This is a genomic window from Actinomadura latina NBRC 106108, from assembly GCF_001552195.1.
Taxonomy (GTDB): domain Bacteria; phylum Actinomycetota; class Actinomycetes; order Streptosporangiales; family Streptosporangiaceae; genus Spirillospora; species Spirillospora latina.
Genome location: NZ_BCQS01000008.1, coordinates 74,418 through 96,694, shown reverse-complemented (window position 1 = coordinate 96,694; position 22,277 = coordinate 74,418). Strand labels below are relative to the sequence as shown.

The 22,277-nt window shown below is 70.3% G+C and carries 19 protein-coding genes; 7 read left to right on the top strand and 12 right to left on the bottom strand.

All coding sequences use genetic code 11. From position 1 onward, the window contains the following. Positions 1-452 precede the first annotated feature (452 nt). Genes AL2_RS14120 through AL2_RS14100 form a run of 5 tightly spaced genes read right to left on the bottom strand, consistent with a single transcriptional unit; the run spans position 453 to position 6,076 of the window. The gene (locus AL2_RS14120) at positions 453-1,529 is read right to left on the bottom strand and encodes an acyl-CoA dehydrogenase family protein (protein WP_067633943.1); all 1,077 of its coding nucleotides are present in this window, start codon (positions 1,527-1,529) and stop codon (positions 453-455) included. After that, on the bottom strand, positions 1,520-2,458 hold the full coding sequence (locus AL2_RS14115) for a VOC family protein (protein WP_067633942.1): 939 nt from the start codon (positions 2,456-2,458) through the stop codon (positions 1,520-1,522). The genes AL2_RS14120 and AL2_RS14115 overlap by 10 nt, the downstream gene beginning before the upstream one ends. A gap of 19 nt (positions 2,459-2,477) precedes the next feature. Continuing rightward, the gene (locus AL2_RS14110) at positions 2,478-3,236 is read right to left on the bottom strand and encodes an enoyl-CoA hydratase/isomerase family protein (RefSeq protein ID WP_067633940.1); all 759 of its coding nucleotides are present in this window, start codon (positions 3,234-3,236) and stop codon (positions 2,478-2,480) included. A gap of 21 nt (positions 3,237-3,257) precedes the next feature. Beyond that, positions 3,258-4,490 carry an acyl-CoA dehydrogenase family protein gene (locus tag AL2_RS14105; RefSeq protein ID WP_067633938.1) on the bottom strand — a complete coding sequence of 411 codons (1,233 nt, stop codon included), beginning with the start codon at positions 4,488-4,490 and terminating at the stop codon, positions 3,258-3,260. Further along, positions 4,487-6,076: an AMP-binding protein gene (locus tag AL2_RS14100; RefSeq protein WP_067633937.1), complete on the bottom strand. Its 1,590-nt coding sequence runs from the start codon at positions 6,074-6,076 to the stop codon at positions 4,487-4,489. Before AL2_RS14100 ends, AL2_RS14105 begins: the two co-directional genes overlap by 4 nt. Before the next feature lie 385 nt (positions 6,077-6,461). Here AL2_RS14100 and AL2_RS14095 point away from each other — a divergent pair, with 385 nt between their 5' ends. After that, the gene (locus AL2_RS14095) at positions 6,462-8,276 is read left to right on the top strand and encodes a bifunctional metallophosphatase/5'-nucleotidase (protein WP_067633935.1); all 1,815 of its coding nucleotides are present in this window, start codon (positions 6,462-6,464) and stop codon (positions 8,274-8,276) included. Here the strand turns inward: AL2_RS14095 and AL2_RS14090 are convergent. Continuing rightward, complete coding sequence (locus tag AL2_RS14090) at positions 8,273-9,043, bottom strand: methyltransferase domain-containing protein (RefSeq protein ID WP_067634227.1); 771 nt, start codon at positions 9,041-9,043, stop codon at positions 8,273-8,275. The two genes, AL2_RS14095 and AL2_RS14090, sit on opposite strands and share 4 nt — an antisense overlap. Before the next feature lie 10 nt (positions 9,044-9,053). Here AL2_RS14090 and AL2_RS14085 point away from each other — a divergent pair, with 10 nt between their 5' ends. Beyond that, a complete protein-coding gene (locus AL2_RS14085; protein ID WP_245666654.1) occupies positions 9,054-9,488 on the top strand; it encodes a MerR family transcriptional regulator in 435 nt (144 codons plus the stop codon). Between the two features lie 13 nt (positions 9,489-9,501). On the opposite strand, the gene AL2_RS14080 is transcribed toward AL2_RS14085, so the two are convergent. After that, a complete protein-coding gene (locus AL2_RS14080) occupies positions 9,502-10,983 on the bottom strand; it encodes an MFS transporter (protein ID WP_067633931.1) in 1,482 nt (493 codons plus the stop codon). A gap of 214 nt (positions 10,984-11,197) precedes the next feature. Here AL2_RS14080 and AL2_RS14075 point away from each other — a divergent pair, with 214 nt between their 5' ends. Then, on the top strand, positions 11,198-12,124 hold the full coding sequence (locus AL2_RS14075; protein WP_210747593.1) for an RNA polymerase sigma-70 factor: 927 nt from the start codon (positions 11,198-11,200) through the stop codon (positions 12,122-12,124). A gap of 20 nt (positions 12,125-12,144) precedes the next feature. Here AL2_RS14075 and AL2_RS14070 read toward each other — a convergent pair whose 3' ends face one another. Further along, positions 12,145-13,098, bottom strand: coding sequence for a helix-turn-helix domain-containing protein (locus AL2_RS14070; protein ID WP_067633928.1), 954 nt, complete (start codon positions 13,096-13,098; stop codon positions 12,145-12,147). Positions 13,099-13,169: 71 nt separating this feature from the next. Between AL2_RS14070 and AL2_RS14065 the strand changes: the two genes are divergently transcribed. Beyond that, complete coding sequence (locus AL2_RS14065) at positions 13,170-14,600, top strand: pyridoxal phosphate-dependent decarboxylase family protein (protein WP_067633926.1); 1,431 nt, start codon at positions 13,170-13,172, stop codon at positions 14,598-14,600. Positions 14,601-14,698: 98 nt separating this feature from the next. After that, positions 14,699-16,387, top strand: coding sequence for a BCCT family transporter (locus AL2_RS14060; RefSeq protein ID WP_067633924.1), 1,689 nt, complete (start codon positions 14,699-14,701; stop codon positions 16,385-16,387). Here AL2_RS14060 and AL2_RS14055 read toward each other — a convergent pair. Both AL2_RS14055 and AL2_RS14050 read right to left on the bottom strand, forming a co-directional pair. Then, positions 16,350-17,057 carry a hypothetical protein gene (locus AL2_RS14055; protein ID WP_157438148.1) on the bottom strand — a complete coding sequence of 236 codons (708 nt, stop codon included), beginning with the start codon at positions 17,055-17,057 and terminating at the stop codon, positions 16,350-16,352. The genes AL2_RS14060 and AL2_RS14055 overlap by 38 nt on opposite strands. Positions 17,058-17,107: 50 nt before the next feature. Then, positions 17,108-17,902: a GntR family transcriptional regulator gene (locus AL2_RS14050; RefSeq protein ID WP_067633921.1), complete on the bottom strand. Its 795-nt coding sequence runs from the start codon at positions 17,900-17,902 to the stop codon at positions 17,108-17,110. A 459-nt stretch (positions 17,903-18,361) separates the two neighbouring features. Here AL2_RS14050 and AL2_RS14045 point away from each other — a divergent pair, with 459 nt between their 5' ends. Further along, the gene (locus AL2_RS14045) at positions 18,362-19,285 is read left to right on the top strand and encodes a hypothetical protein (RefSeq protein ID WP_067633919.1); all 924 of its coding nucleotides are present in this window, start codon (positions 18,362-18,364) and stop codon (positions 19,283-19,285) included. 44 nt (positions 19,286-19,329) lie between these two features. Here the strand turns inward: AL2_RS14045 and AL2_RS14040 are convergent, their stop codons facing one another. After that, the gene (locus tag AL2_RS14040; RefSeq protein WP_067633918.1) at positions 19,330-20,157 is read right to left on the bottom strand and encodes an oxygenase MpaB family protein; all 828 of its coding nucleotides are present in this window, start codon (positions 20,155-20,157) and stop codon (positions 19,330-19,332) included. A 100-nt stretch (positions 20,158-20,257) separates the two neighbouring features. Continuing rightward, on the bottom strand, positions 20,258-20,989 hold the full coding sequence (locus AL2_RS14035) for an isocitrate lyase/PEP mutase family protein (protein WP_067633916.1): 732 nt from the start codon (positions 20,987-20,989) through the stop codon (positions 20,258-20,260). Positions 20,990-21,105: 116 nt separating this feature from the next. On the opposite strand from AL2_RS14035, the gene AL2_RS14030 reads away from it, so the two are divergent. Then, a complete protein-coding gene (locus AL2_RS14030) occupies positions 21,106-22,134 on the top strand; it encodes an alpha/beta hydrolase (protein WP_067633915.1) in 1,029 nt (342 codons plus the stop codon). Positions 22,135-22,277 lie beyond the last annotated feature (143 nt).

Here is a 22,277-nt window from a genome sequence, read left to right as displayed (position 1 = left end):
AGCCACAAGGACCGCCCGGCCGGAACACACCGGCCGGGCGTTCACCACGACCCCGCGCACGGCCTGTGATGTCGTCGACAGAGCGGGGCGAGGTTGCAGGAACAAGGCGATCCCACCTTCGGAAGGCCACCTCAGCCACCCACCCGCAGCCACCACACTAAAATCGGCAGAAAAAGAGACCCCGGCCACGCACACGCCCCAGGGTGACTTCAACATCGCCCGCCTACGGTATTTGTCAACTGCGGTCCGGACCGATTGCAACTACGCACCGCGCCGCCGAAACTGAGCCTTTCAGTGTGATGCGGTCTCGCGGAGTTGCAAGGTGTGGATGGCGAGGCGTCCGGACGCGGACCGAGCGTTCCCAGGCGATCGGCCACCGCCCCCCACGCAGGATCTTCCGAGGACGGGCGACGCCCGGCCGGATCCGTCCCGGCCGGGCGTTGCTCGTTGTCTCAGTGCAGGCTGAGGTCGTCGGCGAGGGCGTCGAAATGGTGGTCGGGGTCGCCGAAGGACAGGGACGCGGTCATGGCGTGTTCGGAGAACAGGTGCAGGTCGTGTTCCTGGGTGAAGCCGATGGCACCGTGCACCTGGTGGCCTAGCGCGCACACTCGTTCGTATGCCTCGCTCACCCATCCCTTGGCCATGGCCACTTCCTGTGCGGCGTCCCGGTCCGCGGACAGCAGCCAGATGGCCTCGTAGGCGATGAACCGGGAACCGAGGACGTCGATCGCCATGTTCGCGCAGTGGTGCTGGACGGCCTGGAACGAGCCGATGGCGCGGCCGAACTGCTCCCGTTCCGTCGCGTACTGGACGGTCATGTCGAGGACGCGTTGCGCCGCGCCCACCATTTCCGCGCAGGTCGCAGCAGCTCCGAACAGGGAGATGGCGTCGGCGGCGTCGGGGCCGAGAGCGTCCAGAGCCCGGACGGCGTCCAGTTCGACATGGCACGGACGGCCCCCGCCGATCGTGCCGAGCGGGTGCAGCGTGACGTCCGAAGCGTCCACCCAGAAGGCGTGCGGTTCGTTGTCGAGACGTGCCACCACCAGGATGTGCTCGGCAGAGGCGGCATAGGGGACGAATGTCGCCGTCCCGTTGAGAACGAAGGCGTCGCCGTCCCGCGCCGCGGTCGGGCCCTCGTCGGGACGGTCCCAGGGAAGCGGCGCGGCTGTCACGATTTCGCCGTTCGCAATGGCGGTCAGCCACCGTTCCTTCTGGGCGGACGTCCCGAAGCGGGCTACCGGCAGACCGCAGGCAGCCACCGATGCCAGCAGTGGGCTCGGTACCTGGGCGTAGCCGAGTTGCTCGAACAGCAGGCATACGTCCACGAAGTCGCCGCCCACGCCGCCGTGCTCCTCCGGGAAGGCCAGGCCCGTCCAGCCGAGTTCGACCATCTCCTTCCAGAGCGCGGCCGAATAGCCGGAAGGGTCGCCGTCCATGGCCCGCGCCCCGGCGGTCGCCGAACGAGATGCCAGGACCTCCCGGGCCGTGGAGGCGATCAGCTCCTGGTCCTCGGTCAGGCTCAGGTCCATGGCGGCGGCACCTTGTCAGAGCGGACCCAAACACCAGGCCGTTCCTCCCAGAACAGCTGGACGAGGACGCCGCCGGTCTTCTTCGGATGGATGAACGTGTGCTTCCAGGCCGCGCCGTCGGTGACGCCCTCCTCGTCATCGAACGTCGGCGTGTCGTGGTGCTCGCAGGCCGCCATCGCCGCGTCCCAGTCGGAGACCTCGAACGTGACGTGGTGGGCGCCGGGGCCGCCCTTGGCGAGGAACTTCTCGATGAACGAGTCCTCGCCGCGCGGCATGATCACTTCCCAGCAGATCGCCGAGCCGGGGATGTTCAGGACGAGGTCGGCCATGTCGGGATGTTCCTCGTCGGCCGTCCGCCACACCTGCACGAACCCCGCCAGCTCGTGGTACCAGTGGGCGAGCGCGTCGCGGTCGTGGAACGCCTGGCAGATGTGGTCGAGCGCCACGATGCCGAGGGAGGGCCCGTCCGAGGAGCCCGTCTCGACGGACGAAGCGGAAGAATCGCCGCACATGTCCAGGCTGCCGGGCCCTCGGAGCCGCCACAGGACGCCGGGGCCGGCCTCGGGCGGGCTCAGCGACGCCTCCAGCCACCGTCCTCGTGCCCCGTCGGTCGGCTTGATGCCGCGCACTTCGAGTTCCGCCTGGACGGCCTCCAGATCGGGCACCTCGGCGCCGACGTGATGCAGCCCGGGGCGTCCGCCATGCTCGTCCAGCCAGGTCTGCAACGCGGAGCCGTCGCCGGACGGGGAGACGACCTCCCACGCCTGGCCGCGGCTGCCGGGGATCTCCAGCCGGGCGCCGCGCACGCCCTCGCCCGGGTTGTCCCAGCTCCGGACGCGCCGGAACCCGAACAGCCCGGACAGCAGCGCGACCTGCGCGTCGAGGTCGTGGGTCACCTGCGCGACATGATCGATGCGATAGATCTGCACGGGTCCTCCTAATCACGGCCTAGCTCGGGTGCGGCTCGATCCAGTCGTAGCCGTAGGTGACGAGTTCCTTGACGAGGCGCAGGTTGTAGCGGTTCATCGCGGCGATGCGCTCGGCCAGCTCGCCGATCCGCTTGTCGAACTCGTCCGCCGGATACACGTCGTTGACCAGGCCGAGCTGCAGCGCGCGGTCGGCGCCGATCCGCGCCCCGGTGAACAGCAGCTCCTTGGCGCGGGCCTTGCCGATGCGCTCCGGCAGCCGCTTCACGCCGCCCCAGCCGGGCGCCGACCCGCCGAACTCGGGCTGGTCGGGGTCGCCGTCCTCGGTCATCTTCGGCCGGTAGGGCGGGCGGGCCGACAGGGTGATCTCGACCAGCCCCATCTTCGCGTTGTCGGACGCGATGATGAAGTCGGCGGCGAGCGCCAGTTCCAGTCCGCCGCCGACCGCGTACCCGTGCACTGCCGCGATCACCGGTACGGACGTCCGCTCCATCATCGCGAACGTCTTCTCGCCGAGCCGGCCCTGCTCGATCCGTTCGCGCGGGGTCAGCTTCTCCGACCAGGCCAGGTCCATCCCGGCGCAGAACGCGCGCTCGCCGGCGCCGCGCAGCACCACCACGCAGACGTCCTCGTCGTCGTCGACGCGGGTGAAGATGTCGCGCAGCTCCGTCATGGTGGTGGGCGTGAGAGCGTTCAGCTTGTCCGGCCGGTTCAGGGTCAGCCAGGCGACTCGCTCCTCGATCCGCAGGTCGACGGTCTCGTAGGCGTTCTCGTCGGGCATACGGGTTCGCTCCTCCTGGTGTTAGCTGCGGGGCAGGTTCAGGCCCCGGGTGGCGATGACGTTGCGCTGGATCTCGGTGGTGCCGCCCAGGAAGGTGGACGCCACCGAGTCGCGGCACATGTGGGTGAACGTGGCGTTGAGTGGGGCGTTCTCTCGCTCCCAAAGTGCGGCGGACCGCCCGAACGCGCGCGCGCCCGTGCGGGCGAGCCGCTGGTGCAGTTCGGCGCCGAACAGCTGGTTGATGGACGCCTCGAAGTCGGGTTCGTCCCCCGCCGCCTGCTTCGACACGGTGTAGCGGGCCAGGTTGTACAGCACACGGATCTCCGTCTGGCGCCGCGCGATCTCCTGCCGGATCGCGGGCGTGTTCCGGGCGAACCGCCGTCCCTCCGGGGAGCGCAGGTAGGTCACCAGCTCGGCGAGCGCCTGCTCGTACTTGATCGTGGCGCCGATCCCCGCCCGCTCGAAGCCCAGCGCGGACATCGCGACGTACCAGCCGCGGTTCTCCTCGCCGACCCGGTTCGCCACCGGCACCCGGACGCCCTCGAAGAAGATCTCGCAGAACGGCGCCGCGCCGCGGATGTCGGTGATCGGACGAATCGTCACGCCGGGCGCGTCCACCTCGATGAGCAGGAACGTGATGCCGCGGTGCGGCTTCTCCGCATCCGGATCAGTACGGACCAGGACGAACAGCCAGTCGGCGTACTGCCCGAGGGACGTCCACACCTTCTGGCCGTCCACGACGTAGACGTCGCCGTCCCGGACGGCTCGCGTCCGCAGCGAGGCCAGGTCGGAGCCCGACCCCGGCTCGGAGAACCCCTGCGCCCACGCCGCCTGCCCCGAAGCGATCGGCGGCAGATGCCGGGCCTTCTGATCCTCGGTGCCGTGCACCAGCAGCGTCGGGCCGAGGAGGAACGCGCCGATGCCGTTCACGACCGGCACCCGCGCCCGCATCATCTCCTCGTGCAGGACGAACTCCTCCAGCGGCGACAGCCCGGCGCCGCCGTACTCCGCCGGCCAGTGCGGCGCGATCCAGCCTCGCTCGGCCAGCGCCGCGGCCCACGCCCTGGCCCCGTCCCGCCGTCCCGGATCATCGGACACCCGGTCGACGGGCCAGTTGTAGCCCGCGACGTCCTCGGGTTCGAGGCTCTGCTCCTCGTCCCCGGCCGGACGGTACGAAGCGGGGAACCTCTCCTTGATGAAGGCCCGGACCTCCTCGCGGAAGGCGGCCTGCTCCGGCGTGTCGTCCCAGTTCACCGGCCGCCCACCTCCAGGTCGAAGGTCGTCTCGGTGATGCCGGAGTCGCCCTGCGCGCGCAGCTTGTACTTGGCGACCTTGTCGGTGGGGGTGCGCGGCAGGGCGTCCACGAACTCGACGTAGCGGGGGACCATCGAGCGCGGCAGCCGCTCCCGGCAGTAGGCGGCCAGCTCCTCCGGGTCGAGCCCGGTGTCCGGTTGCACGACGATCGACACCTTGATGTCCTCGTCCTCCAGCTCCGAGGGCACGCCGATCGCGGCGCACTCCAGCACCGCCGGATGCTGGTTGATCTCGGTCTCCAGGTCGAAGGCCGAGATGTTCTCCCCGCGCCGGCGGATGGCGTCCTTCATGCGGTCAAGGAAGTAGAAATACCCGTCGTCGTCACGCCATACCCGGTCCCCGGTGTGGAACCACATGTTCCGGAAGCAATGGGTGGTCGCCTCCCAGTTGCCGTAGTAGCCGGTCGTGAGGACGAACGGCTGCTTCGGCCGCAGCACCAGCTCGCCGGGCTCTCCCGGCCCGACCTCCCGGTCCTGCTCGTCCACGACGGCGACGTGGAAGCGCTCCTCGTGCGCCTGCCCGCACGAGCCGACCCGCCATTCCCCGTACGGGCTGCCGGTCGCGATGCCCGCCTCCGTGCTGGTGTAGGTCTCCACCGACCGGACGCCGAACCGCTCCCGCATCGGCTCGTCGAGGTTGGATTTGCCCATGTAGAACGTTTCCAGCCGGTGGTCGCGGTCCCGCGACGTCGGGGGCCGGTTCAGCAGGATCGGGATCATCGAGAACACGCTCATGCAGACCTGGGCGTCGAAGCGGCGCACGTCGTCCCAGAACCTGGACGCGCTGAACCGCTCGACGATGGCGATCGAGCCGCCGCCCAGCAGGGCCGACAGCATGCCGTCCCAGAGCGCCGCCGCGTGGAACAGCGGCAGCGGGCAGTAGATCGTCTTGCCCCACCGGTCGAGGAAGTCGAGCGAGTCGTACGCGCAGGTCAGCGCCAGCGCATGCGGGACCATCGCGCCCTTGGACGGCCCGGTCGTCCCGGACGTGTACATGATCGCCTGAAGGTCCCCGAAGCCGACCTTCACATCGACCGTGCCGCCCTCGTCCGGCAGGGAGTTCAGCTCGCGTGCCGGCTTGCCCAGCAGGTCGACCAGGACACCGGCCCCGGCGGCGTCGCGCACGAGCACGCCCCTGAGCTTCGGCAGCCTCTCCGCGACATCGGCGACCCGCTCCGCGTACGGCCCGTCGATGATGAGCCAGCCCGAATCGGAGCTGTCCAGGACGTGCCGCAGCAGGTCGCCCTTGTACGCGATGTTGATCGGCACGGCCACCGCGCCGAGCCGAGCCAGCGCGAACACGAGATGGACGAGGTCGGCGCAGTTGGGCAGCATCACGCCCACGTGGTCGCCGCGTCCGATACCGGCCCCGGCGAGGGACCGTGCCAGCCGGTCGGCGGCGGCGTCCACCTCGCCGTAGCTGACCTCGCCGTCCCGGAACTTGAGAAACGTCTGCCTTCGGTGAACCTGCGCCTGTGACCGGAGGACGTCCCCGAGGACGAAGCTCTCCAGCGTCTCCTTGCGCATCCGTACCCTCCGCTGTCGCTGCGTTGGCGTGCGTGCGTCGTCGGTGGCTGGGCGGCTAGATGGCGGCGGCGCGGAATCGGCCAGGAGCGATCCGCAACCGGACAATGTCTTAATTAGAGGAACATGAAACGCCAGACACGGCAACAGTGTCGAAAAGGGAAGGAACTGGTTTAAGAGTCACTTACTGGGACATCAAGCGTCCCGTGTGACCCAGGCCACACACTCTCGGCGCGGAGTTTCGGACGCGCGCCGCTCCCCTTTCGAGGTGCTCGGCATTGGAGTGGAGTGCCAACGATCCCCCTCCAGGATCGGCGGATTCCACCGGCATCGACGCCGATCCGCGGGCCTATCGTTCTGCCGTCCCCTCCGGAAGGAACGGTGCGTCATGCAGAATCCACAGCCCCGCTGGTGCTCGTGCCGGGTCCCGGACGGGGTCAGCCGCCGGCAGGTCCTCGGCGGCCTGACCGCCGCGAGCGCCCTCGCCGTCGCCGGCTGGCCGGGCACGGCCTCGGCGGCGCCGCACGGCCGGTCGGTGACGATCACCGTGATGGGCACGTCCGACATCCACAGCCACGCGGTCAACTGGGACTACTACAAGGACGCCGAGTACAGCGACCGCGACGGGAACACGGTCGGCCTGGCCCGCGTCTCCAGCCTCGTCAACGAGGTCCGCGCCGCCCGCGGACGCGACCGCACCCTGCTCTTCGACGCCGGCGACACCATCCAGGGCACTCCCCTGGGCTTCTACTACGCCACCGTCGAGCCGATCACCGAGACCGGCGGGACGCACCCGATGGCCCGCCAGATGAACGCCATCGGCTACGACGCGGTGGCGCTCGGCAACCACGAGTTCAACTACGGCATCCCGTTCCTGAACACGTGGATCAGCCAGATGGACGCCCCGGCACTGGCCGCCAACGCCGTCCACACGGGAACGCAGCGTCCCGCCTACCGCCCGTACATCATCAAGAAGATGCACGTCCGCGGCTACCCGCCGATCCGCGTCGGCCTCCTCGGCCTGACAAACCCGGGCATCGCGATCTGGGACAAGGCCAACGTCTCCGGCAAGCTCGACTTCCTGGACCTGGTGGAGACCGCGCGCCGCTGGGTCCCGGTCATCCGCGCCCGCGGCGCCGACGTCGTGATCATCAGCGCCCACTCCGGCGACAGCGGGACGTCCTCCTACGGTGACGCGCTCCCCATCGAGAACGCGGCGGCCCTGGTCGCCGAGCAGGTCCCCGGCATCGACGCCATCCTGTTCGGGCACGCCCACCTGGAGATCCCGGAACGCTTCGTCACCAACAAGGCCACCGGCCGGACGGTCGTGATGAGCGAGCCGAAGTGCTGGGGCGAGCGCCTCTCCATCTTCGACCTCACCCTCACCCACTCGCGCGGCCGCTGGAAGGTCACCGACAAGTCGGCGACCACGGTGAACTCGAACACCGTCCAAGAGGACCCGCACCTGGTCACCCTGGTCAAGAAGCAGCACGACGCGGTAGTGGCCTACGTGAACAAGGAAGTGGCGACCTCGACCGAGGAGATGTCCGCCGCGGAATCCTGCTGGAAGGACACCGCGATCCTCGACTACGTCCACCTCGTCCAGACCGAGAAGGTGAAGGCCGCGCTGGCCGGCTCGGAACACGCGTCGCTCCCCGTGGTGTCGATCGCGGCGCCCTTCAGCCGGGCCGCCACCTTCCCCGCCGGCAAGGTCACCATCAGGGACATCGCGGGCCTCTACATCTACGACAACACCCTCCTGGCCAGCATCCTCACGGGCTCGCAGATCAAGGACTACCTGGAGTACTCCGCCCAGTACTTCAAGCAGGTCGCGGCGGACGCCCCCGTCGACCCGGCCTCCTGGACGAACGCCAACAACCGTCCCGACTACAACTACGACCAGTTCTCCGGCGTCGCCTACAACGTCGACATCGCCAAACCAGAAGGCTCCCGGATCACCGGCATGACCTACAACGGAGCCCCGGTAGCGGACGACCAGCAGTTCGTAGTGGCGGTCAACAACTACCGCCAGTCAAGCGGAGGAGGCTTCCCCCACATCACCACGGCCCCGGTGGTCTACAACGCGCAGGTGGCGATCCGCGAGGCGATAGTCGAATACGCCTCCGCCGCCGGCACCATCGACCCCGCCACCTTCCACACGGAGAACTGGCACCTGACCCGCGACGACACCCCCGTCTTCTAGCGGGGTGCGGTCGCGGCCGCCACGAACAGGGGAAGGGCCAGGAAGAGGCGGTCGGCCTCGGCTCGGCTGCGTTGGTCGGCGAGCCAGCCGTTGGCCTGCTCGTCCGTGACGGCGCCGCCGGCACGCGCTCTCTCGGCCATTCCTTCGAGCATCGGCAGCATCGTCGGCCCGGTGAACACGCCGGTGCGCACCTCGACCGCCACGTCGCGGAAGCCGGCGTCCAGCAGCAGGTTGCGCTGGCGGCGCACGGAGCGCGGATCGGTCACCAGGTCGGCGCGGGCGTGGACGATGGTGCGGGTGAGGGCCGGGTCGCCGGAGTCGATGACGATGGTGTCCCAGTCCTGGCCGACGAGGACGATCCGTCCTCCGGGCGTCAGGACCCTGCGGGCCTCGGCCAGCGCGCGTTCCGGTTCGGCGAGGATGTGGAGAACCTTGTCGGCCCGGTAGCCGTCCATGGACGCGTCGGAGAGCGGCAGGTCGTACGCGCCTCCGGGGCGGAGATCGGCGTCGGGCCACCGGCTGCGGGCGACGGCGATCATCTTCTCGTCCGGGTCGACGCCGACGGCGTCCACGCCTCGTCCGGCCAGTTCCGCGACGGCCCGCCCGGCGCCGCAGCCCACGTCCACCACGGACGTCCCGGGTCCGGCGCCGAGCAGGTCGTAGGAGTGGAGCCGCAGGTCGACGGCGGCCTGCAGGTTCTCGGCCGCGTCGAGCATCCGGATGAGGGCGTCCGTCGAGTCGCGCGCCTTCTCTGTGTCGCTGGTCATGGACGCCAGCATGCGAGTTAATGTCGACATGAAGTCAAGCGGGCAGATGAGCATCGGCGCCCTCGCCGGGCGCTTCGGCCTCGCCACCCACGTCCTGCGCCACTGGGAGTCGGTGGGGCTGCTCGCCCCCGCCCGCGACGCCGCCGGGCGGCGCCGCTACACCGCCGCCGACCTCACGCGCGTCGCGGTCATCCTGCGCGCCAAGGACGCCGGGCTCTCCCTCGAAGCCATCGGCACGCTCACGGCCGGTTTCGACCTCGGGAAGCGGCGGGAGACGCTGCGGCGGGAGGCCGAGGCGCTCCGCCACCGCATCGCCACGGCGCAGGCGTCGCTGGAACTCCTCGAAGGCGCCTTGGGCTGCGAGCACGAGGACATCACCGAATGCCCCCGCTTCCAGCAGACCGTGGCGGAACGGACCACCCGGACGGCGCCGGCCGCCGGGTGATCCGTCCCGGGGATCAGGAGTGTGCGGGCTGCGGCACGCTCGGTTCGGCGTCGGCGGCGGGCTCGGACTCGGGGCGGGGGGTGTTCATCAGGACGGCGACGATCAGCGCGCCCGCCACGAGGATCCCGGCGGCCCAGGCGCTGCCCGTCCCGAAGCCCTCCACCAGTGCCTGCTTCGCGACGGCGGGGCTCCTGCCGTGCGAGGCGAGGTAGTCCACGGTCGCGCTGGTGGCGATGGTGTTGAGGAACGCGATGCCGATCGAGCTGCCGACCTGCTGCGCCGCGTTGACGGTCGCCGACGCCACGCCCGCGTCGCCCGGGTCGACGCCGCGGGTCGCGTAGTTCATGGCGACCGGCATGATCATGCCCGCGCCGAACCCGAACAGGACGCCCGTGACCAGCACGCCCCGGGCGTACCCGGTGCCGGGTTCGAGGGTGAGCATCCAGAGCATGCCGCACGCGCTGATGAGCATGCCGGGGACGATCAGCGCCCGCGGCGAGACCCTGGGCAGCAGCCGGGCGCTGATCCCGCCGGCCGACACCAGCACCGTCACGACCATCGGGAGGAAGGCCACGCCCGTCCTGATCGGCGAGTAGCCCTTGGCGACCTGCAGGTAGTACGTCATGAACAGGAACGCCCCGAACATGCCGGCCCCCGCCAGCCCCACCCCCAGGTAGGCGGCGCCGCGGGTGCGGTCGGCGATGACGCGCGGCGGCAGCAGCGGCTCCGGCACCCGGCGCTCGACGAGGACGAACGCGGCGAGCAGCACCGCCCCGGCGGCCAGCAGGCCGATGACGGTCGCCGAACGCCAGCCGTCCGACTCGGCCCGGCCGGTGCCGTACACGACCGCGACCAGCCCAGCGGTGACGAGCAGCACGCCGGGGATGTCGAACTTGGCCCTGCCCTCGCGTCGCGACTCGGTCAGCATCGCGTACCCGCCGGCCACCGCGACCAGGGCGATCGGGATGTTGATGTACAGGCACCAGCGCCAGTCCATGTACTCGGTCAGCGCCCCGCCCGCCAGCAGGCCGATCGCGCCGCCCGCGGCGGAGATGCCGCCCCAGATCCCGAACGCCTTGGCGCGGTCCGCCGGGCGGGTGAACATCACCGTCAGCAGCGACAGCGCGGACGGCCCGAGCAGGGCGCCGAACGCGCCCTGGAGGGCACGGGCGACCAGCAGCATCTCGAAACCGGACGCCGCGCCGCCCAGCGCGGAAGCGCCGGCGAAGCCGAGCAGCGCGACCAGGAAGGTCCGCTTGCGCCCGGTGTAGTCGGCGATCCGGCCGCCGAGCAGCAGCAGGCCGCCGAACGCCAGCGTGTACGCGGTGATGATCCACTGCCGGTCGCCGTCGGAGATGCCGAGATCCCGCTGGATTGACGGCAGCGCGATGTTCACGACTGTGCCGTCCAGAACGATCATGAGCTGGGCCAGCCCGATGAAGAACAGCGCGGCCCAGCGGCGCGAAGCGACCGCCGGAGCCTCCGTGATGGCCATGGCCTCTTCCTCACTCAAGGTGGTGCGGGCCGCGCGGACCGTCCGCGCGGCGTCCTGACGACCACGAGATGCCGGAGACGGGATTCTTGTGACGGCACAGCTCATGTGACATGAACCACCGGGCGTGGACGTCACAAATCGGCGGCGGCAGGCGTCTTGTGCGCGTAGCACTGTTGAGACCGACCGGGCGGGAGCCATGCACAGCGACCGAGCAATGAGCACATCCGACTCCGCCACCGAGGTGTTCGTCGCCCACCGCAACCTGCTGTTCACCGTCGCCTACGAGATGCTCGGGTCGGCCGCCGACGCCGAGGACGTCCTGCAGGAGACGTGGCTGCGGTGGGCGGGCGTCGACCTCGGCAGCGTGCGCGACCAACGCGCGTACCTGGTCCGGATCACGACCCGCCAGGCGTTGACCCGGCTGCGGACGCTCGGCCGCCGCAAGGAGACCTACATCGGCCCGTGGCTGCCCGAACCGCTGCTGACCACGCCCGACGTGGCCGAGGACGTCGAACTGGCCGACAACGTCTCGATGGCGATGCTGCTGGTGCTGGAGACGCTCACGCCGACCGAGCGCGCGGTGTTCGTGCTGCGCGAGGTGTTCGACCTGCCCTACGACGAGATCGCCGAAGCCGTCGGCAAGACCCCCGCCGCCGTCCGGCAGGTCGCGCACCGGGCGCGCTCGCACGTCGCCGCCCGCCGCCCCCGCGACGTCGTCTCCCCCGCCGAGACCCGGGCCGCGCTCAAGGCGTTCCAGCGGGCGGTCGAAACCGGCGACCTGCAAGGTCTGCTCGACATGCTCGCACCGGACGTGGTCCTGCTGGCCGACGGCGGCGGACGCAAGCAGGCCGTCCAGCGGCCCATCGCGGGAGCCCGCAAGGTGGCCCGCCTGCTCACCGTCGGCATCCGCCGGCTGGCGGCCAGGACGCTGATGGCCGACATGTCGTTCGAGCCCGTCCAGCTCAACGGCTGCCCGGCGCTCGTCGTGCGGCTCGGCGGAGAGACCGACGCCATCGTGGCGATGCGGATCGAGGACGGCCTCATCACCGGGCTGTACTTCGTCCGCAACCCCGACAAGCTGTCGCGCGTCGACCAGGAGACGTCACTGAGCCGCGACTCAGCCTTGACCTCCCCGCTCTAAGTCACCGGGGCCGGCTGCCTCTAGCGGACGTCCGGTGTCGTGTTCGAGAAGGTGCGCCGGTACGTGGTCGGCGGGACGCCCACGGTGCGGGTGAAGTGGTGGCGGAGGTTGGCGGGGCTGCCCAGGCCCGAGCGCGCGGCTATCTGATCGACCGGGAGCGGCGTGGTCTCCAGCAGTTCGCGGGCGTGGTCGATGCGGATACCGCGCAGCCAGGCCATGGGCGTCGTGCCCGTCGCGGCGTGGAAGCGGCGGATCAGGGTGCGGGTGGTCACGTTGGCGTGGCGGGCCAGCGTGGCGATGGTCAGGGGTTCGTGCAGGTTCCGGCGGGCCCAGTCGAGGAGCGGGCCGAGTTCGCCGGCCTCGTCGACGGTTCGCGCGTCGATGTACTGGGCCTGGCCGCCGGGACGGTGTGCGGGCATCACCAGGCGCTTCGCGAGGGCGCCGGCGACGGCGGCGCCGTGGTCGTTGCGGACGACGTGCAGGCACAGGTCGAGGCCGGCGGCGGTGCCCGCGCTGGTCAGGACGTCGCCGTCGTCGATGTAGAGGACGGACGCGTCCACCATCACGTCGGGGTGGCGGGCGGCCAGTTGGCCGGCGTGCATCCAGTGGGTCGTCGCGGGGCGTCCGTCCAGGAGTCCGGCGGCGGCGAGGACGAAGGCGCCGGTGCAGAGCGAGACGATCCGGGCGCCGCCGGCGTGCGCCGCACGGACGGCCTCGACCAGGTCGGGCGGCTGGGCGTCGATGACGCTCGCGCAGGCCGGGATCACCACGGTGTCGGCTTCGGCGAGTGCGTCGAGGCCGTGCGCGGCGGGTGCGGCGAACCCGGCGGCCGTGCGGGTGCCGGGGGCGGCGCAGAGCCGGAAGTCGTACCACCAGCCGGCGAGGCCCGGACGCTCGTAGCCGAACACCTCGCACGGGATGGCCAGTTCGAAGATCGGCACCGCTTCGGTGACGGCGACGGCGAGCGTGTGCATGTCACTAATTTAGCGGTAATGGTCAATGCTGCCACTTGGCCTCGTCGGACGTGAGCGCGAGAGTCGGTGGCATGGATCTTCTCCCTCTCGGGCGGGCCTCCTTCGACCCGCACCCGGACGCGGCCGCGCGACTCTGGCGGCACGTCGTGGAACTGCTCGGCGACGAGCGCGGGCAGATCGCCGGACGCGGCGTGAGCGCCCCGGTGGACGTCCAGGAACTCCGGGACGCGATCGGCGCTTACGGCTTCGATCGTCCGCTACCCGCGCTGGACGTCATCGAGGACGTGGCCGGGCTGCTGCGCGCCACCACCGTCCACACGACCCATCCGCGCTACTTCGGCCTGTTCAACCCGACGCCGACGCTGCTCGGCGTCGTCGGTGAGACGCTCGCCGCCGCGTTCAACCCGCAACTGGCCGCGTGGTCGCACGCACCGGCGGCGGCGGAGATCGAGGCCCATCTGCTGCGCTTCCTGGGCGGGCGGCTCGGCCATCCGCAGGACGCCGTCGCCGGGTCGTTCACCAGCGGCGGCGCCGAGGCGAACATGACCGCCGTGCTGCTGGCGCTCACGAGGACGTGGCCGGACTACGGCGAGCGGGGGCTGCGGGCGCTGGACGGCCGTCCGGTCATGTACGCGTCGGCGGAGAGCCACCTGGCCTGGCTCAAGATCGCGCACGCCACCGGCATCGGACGGGACGCCGTCCGGCTCGTCCCCACCGGCCCGGACCTGCGCATGGACACGGCGCGGCTGGCCGAGCGGATCGCCGCCGACCGGGCGCGGGGCGAGTTGCCGTTCCTCGTCGTCGCGACCGCCGGGACGACGTCCGCCGGAATAATCGACCCGCTGCACGAGGCCGCCGACCTGTGCCGCGAGCAGGGTCTGCGGCTCCACGCCGACGCCGCCTACGGGGGCGCGGCGGTGCTGTCCGACCGGTTGCGGCCCGCACTGTCCGGTATCGAGCGCGCCGACTCGGTCACGGTGGACGCGCACAAGTGGATGAGCGTCCCGATGGGTGCGGGCGCCTTCCTGTGCACCGACAGGGAGGGCCTCGCGGAGACGTTCCGGGTCACGACGTCCTACATGCCGGCCGAGATCCCCGACACCGTGGACCCCTACACGTCCAGCCAGCAGTGGTCGCGCCGGTTCATGGGCCTCAAACTGTTCCTCAGTCTCGCCGCCGCGGGCCGCGAAGGCTACGCCGAGCAGCTCGAACGCGACGCCGCCCTCGCGGACGTGCTCCGCGGCGGGCTCGCCGCCGCCGGCTGGGAGATCGTCAACGACACCCCGCTCCCGGTCGTCTGCTTCGCCGATCCGGGGACCGCGACGTGGGAGCACCACGACGCGCTCGCCCAGAAGGTCGTCCAGAGCGGGCGTGCGTGGATCAGCCCGGTACGTCTGAACGGACGCGCCGCCCTCCGCGCCTGCCTCATCAGCCACCGCACCACGGCCGCCGACGTCGAGGAGCTCGTCCGGGCCGTGGGCGAGGCGCGCAAGGAGGTCTGAGCGCGGAGCGCCCAGGTGTCGCCGCCGCCTCCCCTCCTCATGGTGAATTGGCTTCCCCGTGTCACTGAGAAGTGATTTTCCGGGCAAGGCTCCAGATCATGAACAGCCCCGAGGGAGAACCCGAAGAAGAGCACGGACGCGCACGCACCGACTGGATCGTCTACGGCGTCACCGCCGTGCTGTCCATGGCGTTCGTGTTCTGGGGCGGAGTGTCGACCGGCACGCTGAGTTCCGTCTCGCAGGCGACGCTGGACTGGCTGCTGGCGAACGTCGGCTGGCTGTTCGTCCTCGCCGCGACCGGGTTCGTCATCTTCTCGCTGTGGCTGGCGGTCAGCCGGTACGGGCGGATCCCGCTCGGCCAGGAGGGCGACGAGCCCGAGTTCCGGACCGTCTCGTGGATCGCGATGATGTTCAGCGCGGGCATGGGCATCGGGCTGATGTTCTTCGGCGCGGCCGAGCCGCTGCTGCACTACGTGACGCCGCCCCCGGGCACCGACGCACCGCAGAGCGAGCCGGCGATCGAGACGGCCATGGCCACCACGATGTTCCACTGGACGCTGCACCCGTGGTCGATCTACGCCGTCCTCGGCCTCGCGATCGGCTACGGGCACTACCGGCGGGGCCGCAGCCAGCTGATCAGCGCGGCGTTCGCGCCGCTGCTCGGCCACCGCCGCACCACCGGCCCGGTGAGCAAGCTGATCGACATCCTCGCGCTGTTCGCGACGCTGTTCGGGTCGGCCGCCTCGCTCGGCATCGGTGCCCTGCAGATCCAGACCGGCATGCGGGAGGCGGGCTGGATCGAGAGCCTCGGCACCACCGTCCTCGTGCTGACCATCGTGGTGCTGACGATCTGCTTCATCCTGTCGGCCGTCTCCGGCGTCGCGCGCGGCATCCAATGGCTGTCGAACATCAACATGGTGCTCGCGGCCGTCCTCGCGGTCTTCGTGTTCGTGGTGGGGCCGACGGTCTTCATCCTGGAGCTGCTGCCCACCTCGATCGGCGTCTACATCCAGGACTTCGGCGAGATGGCGTCCCGCTCCGGCGCGACGGGCGGCACGGCGATGCAGCAGTTCCTCGCCAACTGGACGATCTTCTACTGGGCATGGTGGATCTCGTGGGCGCCGTTCGTCGGCATGTTCCTGGCGCGGATCAGCCGCGGCCGCACCATCCGGCAGTTCGTCGCCGGCGTGATCATCGTGCCGAGCACGGTCAGCCTGGCCTGGTTCGCGATCTTCGGCGGGACGGCGATCAGCCAGCAGCGCAAGGGCCTGAACCCGTACGGGAACGGCTCGGAGGAGCAGATCACCTTCAACGTCCTCGGCCACCTGCCGTGGGCGTCCATCACCTCGGTCATCGTGATGATCCTGGTGGCGATCTTCTTCGTGTCGGGCGCGGACGCGGCGTCCATCGTCATGGGCACCCTGTCGCAGCGCGGCTCCACCGCCCCCGCCCGCTGGGTGGTGATCTTCTGGGGCGCACTGACCGGCGGCGTCGCCGCGATCATGCTGGTGATCGGCGGCGACGAAGCCCTCAACGGCATCCAGAACCTGACGTTCATCGGCGCGCTGCCGTTCACGATCGTCCTGATCCTGCTGTGCTTCTCGCTCTACAAGGACGTCCGCAGCGACCCGATGATGCGCCGCCAGACCAAGGGCGCCGAAGTCCTGGAGGACGCCGTCGTCGCCGGCGTCCGCCACCACAAGGGCGAATTCGAACTGCAGATCCGCCCCTCCGACACCAGCCCCGGCGTCACGGACGATGCTGGACGATCTCGTCCAGCCGACTGATCACCGCGGCCAGCAGCACGGCGAGCTGGGCGGTCCCCGCCGCAGGCTCGACGGACGCCCCGCCCGCCGCGACAGGCGGCAACCAGACCCAGCCCCGGTCATGGGTCTCCTTGACCATGACCGGAACGCAGGTGAACGCCGACGGCTCGATCACCCCGACGCTGTACGCGACGACCTCCTCGAAGAGATGGTGCGACACGATGAGCGCGAAATCGCCCGACACCTCGGCGAGCCGGTACTTCAGCGGCGCCGCGGCCAGCAGCCGGAAGAGATGGTTGAGCGCCACCCCCGTGGCACCGTGCTCGTCCAACTGCAGGTAACCGGCGTGGACCGCCACCCTCAACTGGATCTGGGCCTCCCGTCCGGCCAGCTTGTTGTGCCGCCGCACGCCCGCCAGCAACTGCACCACGAGCGGCTGCAGCAGGACGTCGATGCCCGCGTCGGGACCGGCGATGACGAACAGCCCGTCCCCGCGGTCCTCGTGATGGCAGGCGTCCCAGTCCAGCCCGGCCGCCCGGCACGAATCCCGCACGATCCGGTGGATGGACGACCGCAGATACCGCTGGACGTCCGGGTCCCGGCGCGAGCCGAAGGAGGCGATGTCGACGGCGAACATGCCCCGGTGCAGCGTCCGCAAGGACGGGGTCTCCGGTATGGGAATCTGAGCCACCTGCCTCAGAACGGGGCGGTCGGCTCCGCCCCAGGTGGACGCGTGAACGGCTATCCGACGATGGAGATCTGCCCCGTGGCCATGGGCCGTTCGGGGACGTCTCCGATGTCGTAGGACGGCCTGTTGCGATCCGCCGCGTACGTGGTGACGGTCAGGCGGATCGGCAGGGACGCACTGGTGTAGGCGACACGGTGGACGACGACGACGGGAATCCCGGGACCGATCTTGAAGAACCCCTTCTCCTCGGGGGTGGGCATCCGGGCGACGAGCTCGTCCCGGTAACCGGACTGCTCGTAACCCAGCTCGGCAAGCGCCCGGATCGTCCCCCGCGGGATCTTCTCCTTGCTCTCGATCTCGGTCCCCCGCACGAGATCCATCGAGTAGTAGGACTTCTGCAGCGAGTACGGCGTGTCATCGATGTAGCGCTTCGAGCCGCGCACGACGACCTGGGTGTCCTCGTCGACCTCCAGCCACCCGGCGACCTCCCGGTCCGGGTACTCGATCCGCGTCTCGAAGTCGCGGATGCTCGGCTTGCGGCCCGCCGCCCGGACTCCGGAGCTGTAGGAGTCCAGGGGCGAGTCGGTCCCGTCCCCGCCCTCCTCCCGGGAAAGGATCACGAAGAACGGGATCGGCCCTTCCGGGACGAACATTCCGCGCCCCGGCTGGATCTGGATCAGGCCCTCGTGCACGAGGTTGGTCACGGCGATTCTGATCGTGTTCCGGGAGGCGCCGAAAAACCGCTCCAGTTCGGGCTCGGTGGGCAGCCGCCTTCCCGCCGCGAACTCCCCCGACTTGATCTTCTCCCGAAGCTCGTCGGCGATCTCCTTGTGCAGCGCATTCGCCATCGGAAATCCTCCCCAGCCGGTCGATGTTCATTCTCACCGCGAATGCCCCCGCTGACGCTCCCGGACAAGACATAGGTACCTCACCTACCGGTCGACCGTGTCACCCCTGCGGCACGCCGAGTTCCCGTGAACTCGGCGCACGTACCCGGACTCGCCGCGGCATGCCGGAGCCGGCGAGCGGAAGGCCGGTTACGGGTGTGATCGGTGCCGCTATACGGACGCCCTCAAAGGCGAGAAGTGGAGTCCCGCTGACGACGGGCGCCGATGGATGAAAGGCTCTGGCCCCTCTACCTCACCCTGCGGACACTGGAACATGAGACCCACAAACCGGTCATTCACCTCCCAAGATCAGGCAAGAAGATCAGCGCCTCGGCCCGAATTCCGCAAGCCCTTCGGTCATGGTCACCAGGACGGGTATGGATCGCCGGGTACATACCGCGCGGTCTTCGAGGGGGAACGATGACCTTTGCCAATCAGGCGGGCATTCAGCATGAGGCGATCGGTGAAATCGGCAACAAGGTCCTGATTACGGAAGGCCATAAATTCGCCTACTTCGCCTCCGGTTCGCTGGACGAGCCGGACCGGCGGCTGCGGGAGGCGGTCATCGTCGTCCACGGCGCGCTGCGGAACGCCGGCGATTACTTCCGGTCGATCGAGAAGGCGCCGCGCCGGCTGGTCATCGCGCCGCAGTTCCTCACCGAGGACGACGTGCGCGGCGACGAGGGCCGGGCCGGATACCTGCACTGGGGCACCGAGGACTGGAAGGGCGGTCTCGGAGAGGTCAGCTCGTTCACGGTCATGGACGAGCTGCTGCGCAAGCTGAGCGCCTTTCCCCGGCTGCGGCGGGTGACCATCGTCGGCAACTCGGCCGGCGGCCAGTTCGTCAACCGTTACGCGGCCGTCGGACGCGGTCCCGACGACCTCGCGGTACCCGTCCGGTTCGTCGTCGCCAACCCGTCGACCTACCTGTACTTCGACCGGGACCGCCGCGAGGGAGACGCCTTCGTTCCGCACGGCGACCCGGACGTCGATCAATGGCGGTACGGCTTCGGCGGCGGGGTGCCCGACTACGTCGGTACCGCGAGGTCGGGAGACGATCATTGGGGGCGCTACATCGGCCGGGACGTCGTCTACCTGCTGGGGGCGGAGGACGCGGACCGCGGCGCGGCGCTCCTGGAGATCCACCCGGCGGCCGAGGCGCAGGGCGGCACCCGTGTCGAGCGCGGCGAGGTCTACCACGCCTACCTGCGCCACAAGGCGGGACGCGACGTCCACAGGCTGGTGCACGTACCCGGCGTCGGCCACGACGCCGGGCAGATGTTCGCCTCCCGCCAGGGCCGCGCGCACATCTTCGGCCGGCGCGGCTGGTTCCGTCGCCGCTAATTCCGCCGCCGATTCCGCCCGCCGACGCCCGCCGACGCCCGCGGTCAGACGACGGGGCGGCCGGACTTGATGCGGCGGCGGAAGTCGTGGAGGTAGGCGTTGAAGGGGAACTCGCGGGCCGGGCGCGGCATGGCGCGGTTGGCGACGCGCATGACGCGGGTGAGGCGGTCGAAGCGGCGCTGGTGGCGGGCCGTCCACGGGTAGCCGAGTTCGTCCCGGAAGGGCTGCGGCAGGAAGCCGAGGGTCAGGAAGGTGTGGTAGCGGCCGAGGGCGAGGCGCACCGGCGCGTGCAGGAAGCGGAGTTCCACCAGGTCGCGCAGGTAGGTGCGGGTGACCTCGTCCATCTGGATCTTCTGCACGCCGTCCTGCCAGTACTTCTCGAAGGCGGCGCGGTCGGCGGGCCATGACTCGGGCTTCACCTGCAGGGTCGTGCCGAAGCGGGCGCCGTAGCGGTACAGCTCCGCGGCCTGCTCGGGGGCCGGCTTCCCGTAGAGCATCTCGTAGATCATTTCGAGGCCGTAGTAGAGGCACGCGGCGACCCAGAGCTGGAGCTCGGGGTCGAACGCGTTGTAGGCGACGGGCTCCTTGCCGCGGACCTGCCGGTGGGCGCGGTTGACCTCCTGGCGCATCGCCTCGCGCTCGGCGTCGGTGCCGAGCATCGCGACAGCGATGTAGGTGAGCGTGGTGCGGCCGCGCTTGACGGGGTGCTTGTCGACGCGGCCGCTCTCGACCTTGCTCTCGGCCACGCCGCGCCCGATGGGGAGGCGGGCCAGCTGCATGACGACGTTCGCCGCGGCCCCGGCGAGGGCCAGGCCGCTGATGGAGTCGAGGACGACCTTGGGGGTCTCGGCCTCCGCCGCGATCGCTGTCATACCGGCCTCACTTCCTGATACATAGAGGCAATTTCCGTCTCACTGTGTCAGTGTAAGTGAGCACTTGCAAGGGCGCCCGGACGTGGGCGCCCTCACAGCGTCAGGCGTACGGGTCCTCCCTGGCATGGACGCGAGTCGCGAACTCCTTCAGCGTGTCCAGTGCGCGCCGGTAGCCCGTGGGGCCGTAGGAGACGCGGGCCACCCCGGCGGCGGCCAGGTCCGCGAGGGACGTGCCGGGGGCGTGGTTCGCGTTGACCGGCCCCGGCAGCCCCTTGACCAGGGCGGGAACGGCGGACAACGGTGCGGCGATCGGGTAGACGCAGTCGGCCCCGGCCGCCAGGTACAGCCGGCCCCGCTCGATCGCCGCGTCCACCGGGTCCGGGGCCCTCATGATGAACGTGTCGGCCCGCGCGTTGATCACCAGGGCGTCGCCGGCGGCGTCCCGGACGGCGGCGAGGAACTCCGCCTGCGCCTCCGGCTTCGCCAACTCGCCGGCATAGGTGTCCTCGAGGTTGCAGCCGGCGGCGCCGATGGCGAGCAGCCGTTCGACCAGCTCCGCGGGCTGCAGCCCGTATCCGGCCTCGGCGTCCACCGTGACCGGGACGGTCGCGGCGCGGATGACGCGCTCGGCGGCGGCGAGCATCTCCTCGACCGGCGCCCCCTCCTGGTCGGGGTAGCCGAGCATGGCGGAGACGGCGGCGCTGGCGGTGGCGAGCGCCGGGAACCCCGCCTCCTGGACGATCTTGGCGCTGCCGGCGTCCCAGACGTTCGGCAGCAGCAGCGGATCACCGGGCCGGTGCAGCTCCCGGAGCCGTGCGGCGTTGTCGGTCATATCGTTCCCCTTCCCTTCACACAGTCGACCAGACGGCGGGCCGGATCTCATCGGGCGGCGGCCGCCCGCCTGGGTTAGCGTCAAGGTGATCATCCACCCGCGACGAGGGAGCGCCGATGCTGCCGTGGTCCGCAGAGTTCGCCGGACGCCTGGAAGAGCACACCGTCAGCAGCGAGCTGCTGCGCGGCAACCCGCTGAAGGACCCGCACGAGCGGCCCGTCATCGTCTACGTCCCGCCCGGCTACGACGACGAGCCGGAGCGGCGCTACCCGAGCGTGTACGTGATCACCGGGTTCACCGGGCACGTCGGGATCTGGCGCAACCGGATGCCGTACCGGCAGCCCTTCCCGGAGACGGCGGACGCGGTGTTCGCGTCCGGGGAGGCCCCGCCCGCCATCGTCGTGTTCGTGGACGCCTGGACCGCGCACGGCGGCAGCCAGTACGTCGACTCCCCGGGCACCGGCCGCTACCACTCGTACATCTGCGACGAGATCGTCCCCTGGGTGGACGGCCGGTACCGGACACTCGACGCGCCCGAGCACCGCGCGATCAGCGGCAAGTCCAGCGGCGGCTACGGCGCGATGATCACGCCGATGCTCCGGCCCGACCTGTTCGGCGCCCTCGCCACGCACGCCGGAGACGCGCTGTTCGAGTACTGCTACCTGCCGGAATTCCCGAAATGCGTCCGGCACCTGCGCAAGTACGACGGCGACATCCGGCGCTGGTGGAACGACTTCAACTCCCGCACGTCGTTCACGAAGCCCGAGGACATGGAACTGCTCAACATCCTCGGCATGGCGCTCTGCTACTCCGCGCGCGAGGACGGCACGCCGGAACTGCCGTTCGACCCGATCACCGGCGTCATCCAGCAGGACGTGTGGGAGCGCTGGCTGGCCTTCGACCCCGTCCGGATGGTGCCGGGGCACGCCGAGGCGATGCGGTCGCAGCGGGCGATCTGGATCGACGGCGGGACGCGCGACGAGTGGTTCCTGGACGTCGGCGCGCAGGCGTTCCACCAGGCGCTCCTCGACGCGGGAGTCGAGGAGGACGTGATCCGCTTCGAGCTGTTCGAGGCGGGCCACGGCGGGATCGACTACCGCTACCCGCTGGCGCTCGCGTGGCTCTGCCGGCGCATCGCGCCGTAACGGCGCGCAACGCTCACAGCACGACGAGGGCCCTCGGCGGACGGGCCGGGCCGGCATGCCGGCCCGGCCCGTCCGCGCTGCCCGCAAGGGGTTTCTCCCTGCTTTCATTCACAATCGCCGCGAACTTGAAAATCCAGTAATAA

What these genes read in the sequence shown, in the direction of transcription:
- AL2_RS14120 (WP_067633943.1), bottom strand. Translation starts at nt 1,529, where the DNA reads ATGGACCTGAGCCTGACCGAGGACCAGGAGCTGATCGCCTCCACGGCC.
- AL2_RS14110 (WP_067633940.1), bottom strand. Translation starts at nt 3,236, where the DNA reads ATGCCCGACGAGAACGCCTACGAGACCGTCGACCTGCGGATCGAGGAG.
- AL2_RS14100 (WP_067633937.1), bottom strand. Translation starts at nt 6,076, where the DNA reads ATGCGCAAGGAGACGCTGGAGAGCTTCGTCCTCGGGGACGTCCTCCGG.
- AL2_RS14095 (WP_067633935.1), top strand. Translation starts at nt 6,462, where the DNA reads ATGCAGAATCCACAGCCCCGCTGGTGCTCGTGCCGGGTCCCGGACGGG.
- AL2_RS14090 (WP_067634227.1), bottom strand. Translation starts at nt 9,043, where the DNA reads ATGACCAGCGACACAGAGAAGGCGCGCGACTCGACGGACGCCCTCATC.
- AL2_RS14085 (WP_245666654.1), top strand. Translation starts at nt 9,054, where the DNA reads ATGCGAGTTAATGTCGACATGAAGTCAAGCGGGCAGATGAGCATCGGC.
- AL2_RS14080 (WP_067633931.1), bottom strand. Translation starts at nt 10,983, where the DNA reads ATGGCCATCACGGAGGCTCCGGCGGTCGCTTCGCGCCGCTGGGCCGCG.
- AL2_RS14075 (WP_210747593.1), top strand. Translation starts at nt 11,198, where the DNA reads ATGAGCACATCCGACTCCGCCACCGAGGTGTTCGTCGCCCACCGCAAC.
- AL2_RS14070 (WP_067633928.1), bottom strand. Translation starts at nt 13,098, where the DNA reads ATGCACACGCTCGCCGTCGCCGTCACCGAAGCGGTGCCGATCTTCGAA.
- AL2_RS14065 (WP_067633926.1), top strand. Translation starts at nt 13,170, where the DNA reads ATGGATCTTCTCCCTCTCGGGCGGGCCTCCTTCGACCCGCACCCGGAC.
- AL2_RS14060 (WP_067633924.1), top strand. Translation starts at nt 14,699, where the DNA reads ATGAACAGCCCCGAGGGAGAACCCGAAGAAGAGCACGGACGCGCACGC.
- AL2_RS14050 (WP_067633921.1), bottom strand. Translation starts at nt 17,902, where the DNA reads ATGGCGAATGCGCTGCACAAGGAGATCGCCGACGAGCTTCGGGAGAAG.
- AL2_RS14045 (WP_067633919.1), top strand. Translation starts at nt 18,362, where the DNA reads ATGACCTTTGCCAATCAGGCGGGCATTCAGCATGAGGCGATCGGTGAA.
- AL2_RS14040 (WP_067633918.1), bottom strand. Translation starts at nt 20,157, where the DNA reads ATGACAGCGATCGCGGCGGAGGCCGAGACCCCCAAGGTCGTCCTCGAC.
- AL2_RS14035 (WP_067633916.1), bottom strand. Translation starts at nt 20,989, where the DNA reads ATGACCGACAACGCCGCACGGCTCCGGGAGCTGCACCGGCCCGGTGAT.
- AL2_RS14030 (WP_067633915.1), top strand. Translation starts at nt 21,106, where the DNA reads ATGCTGCCGTGGTCCGCAGAGTTCGCCGGACGCCTGGAAGAGCACACC.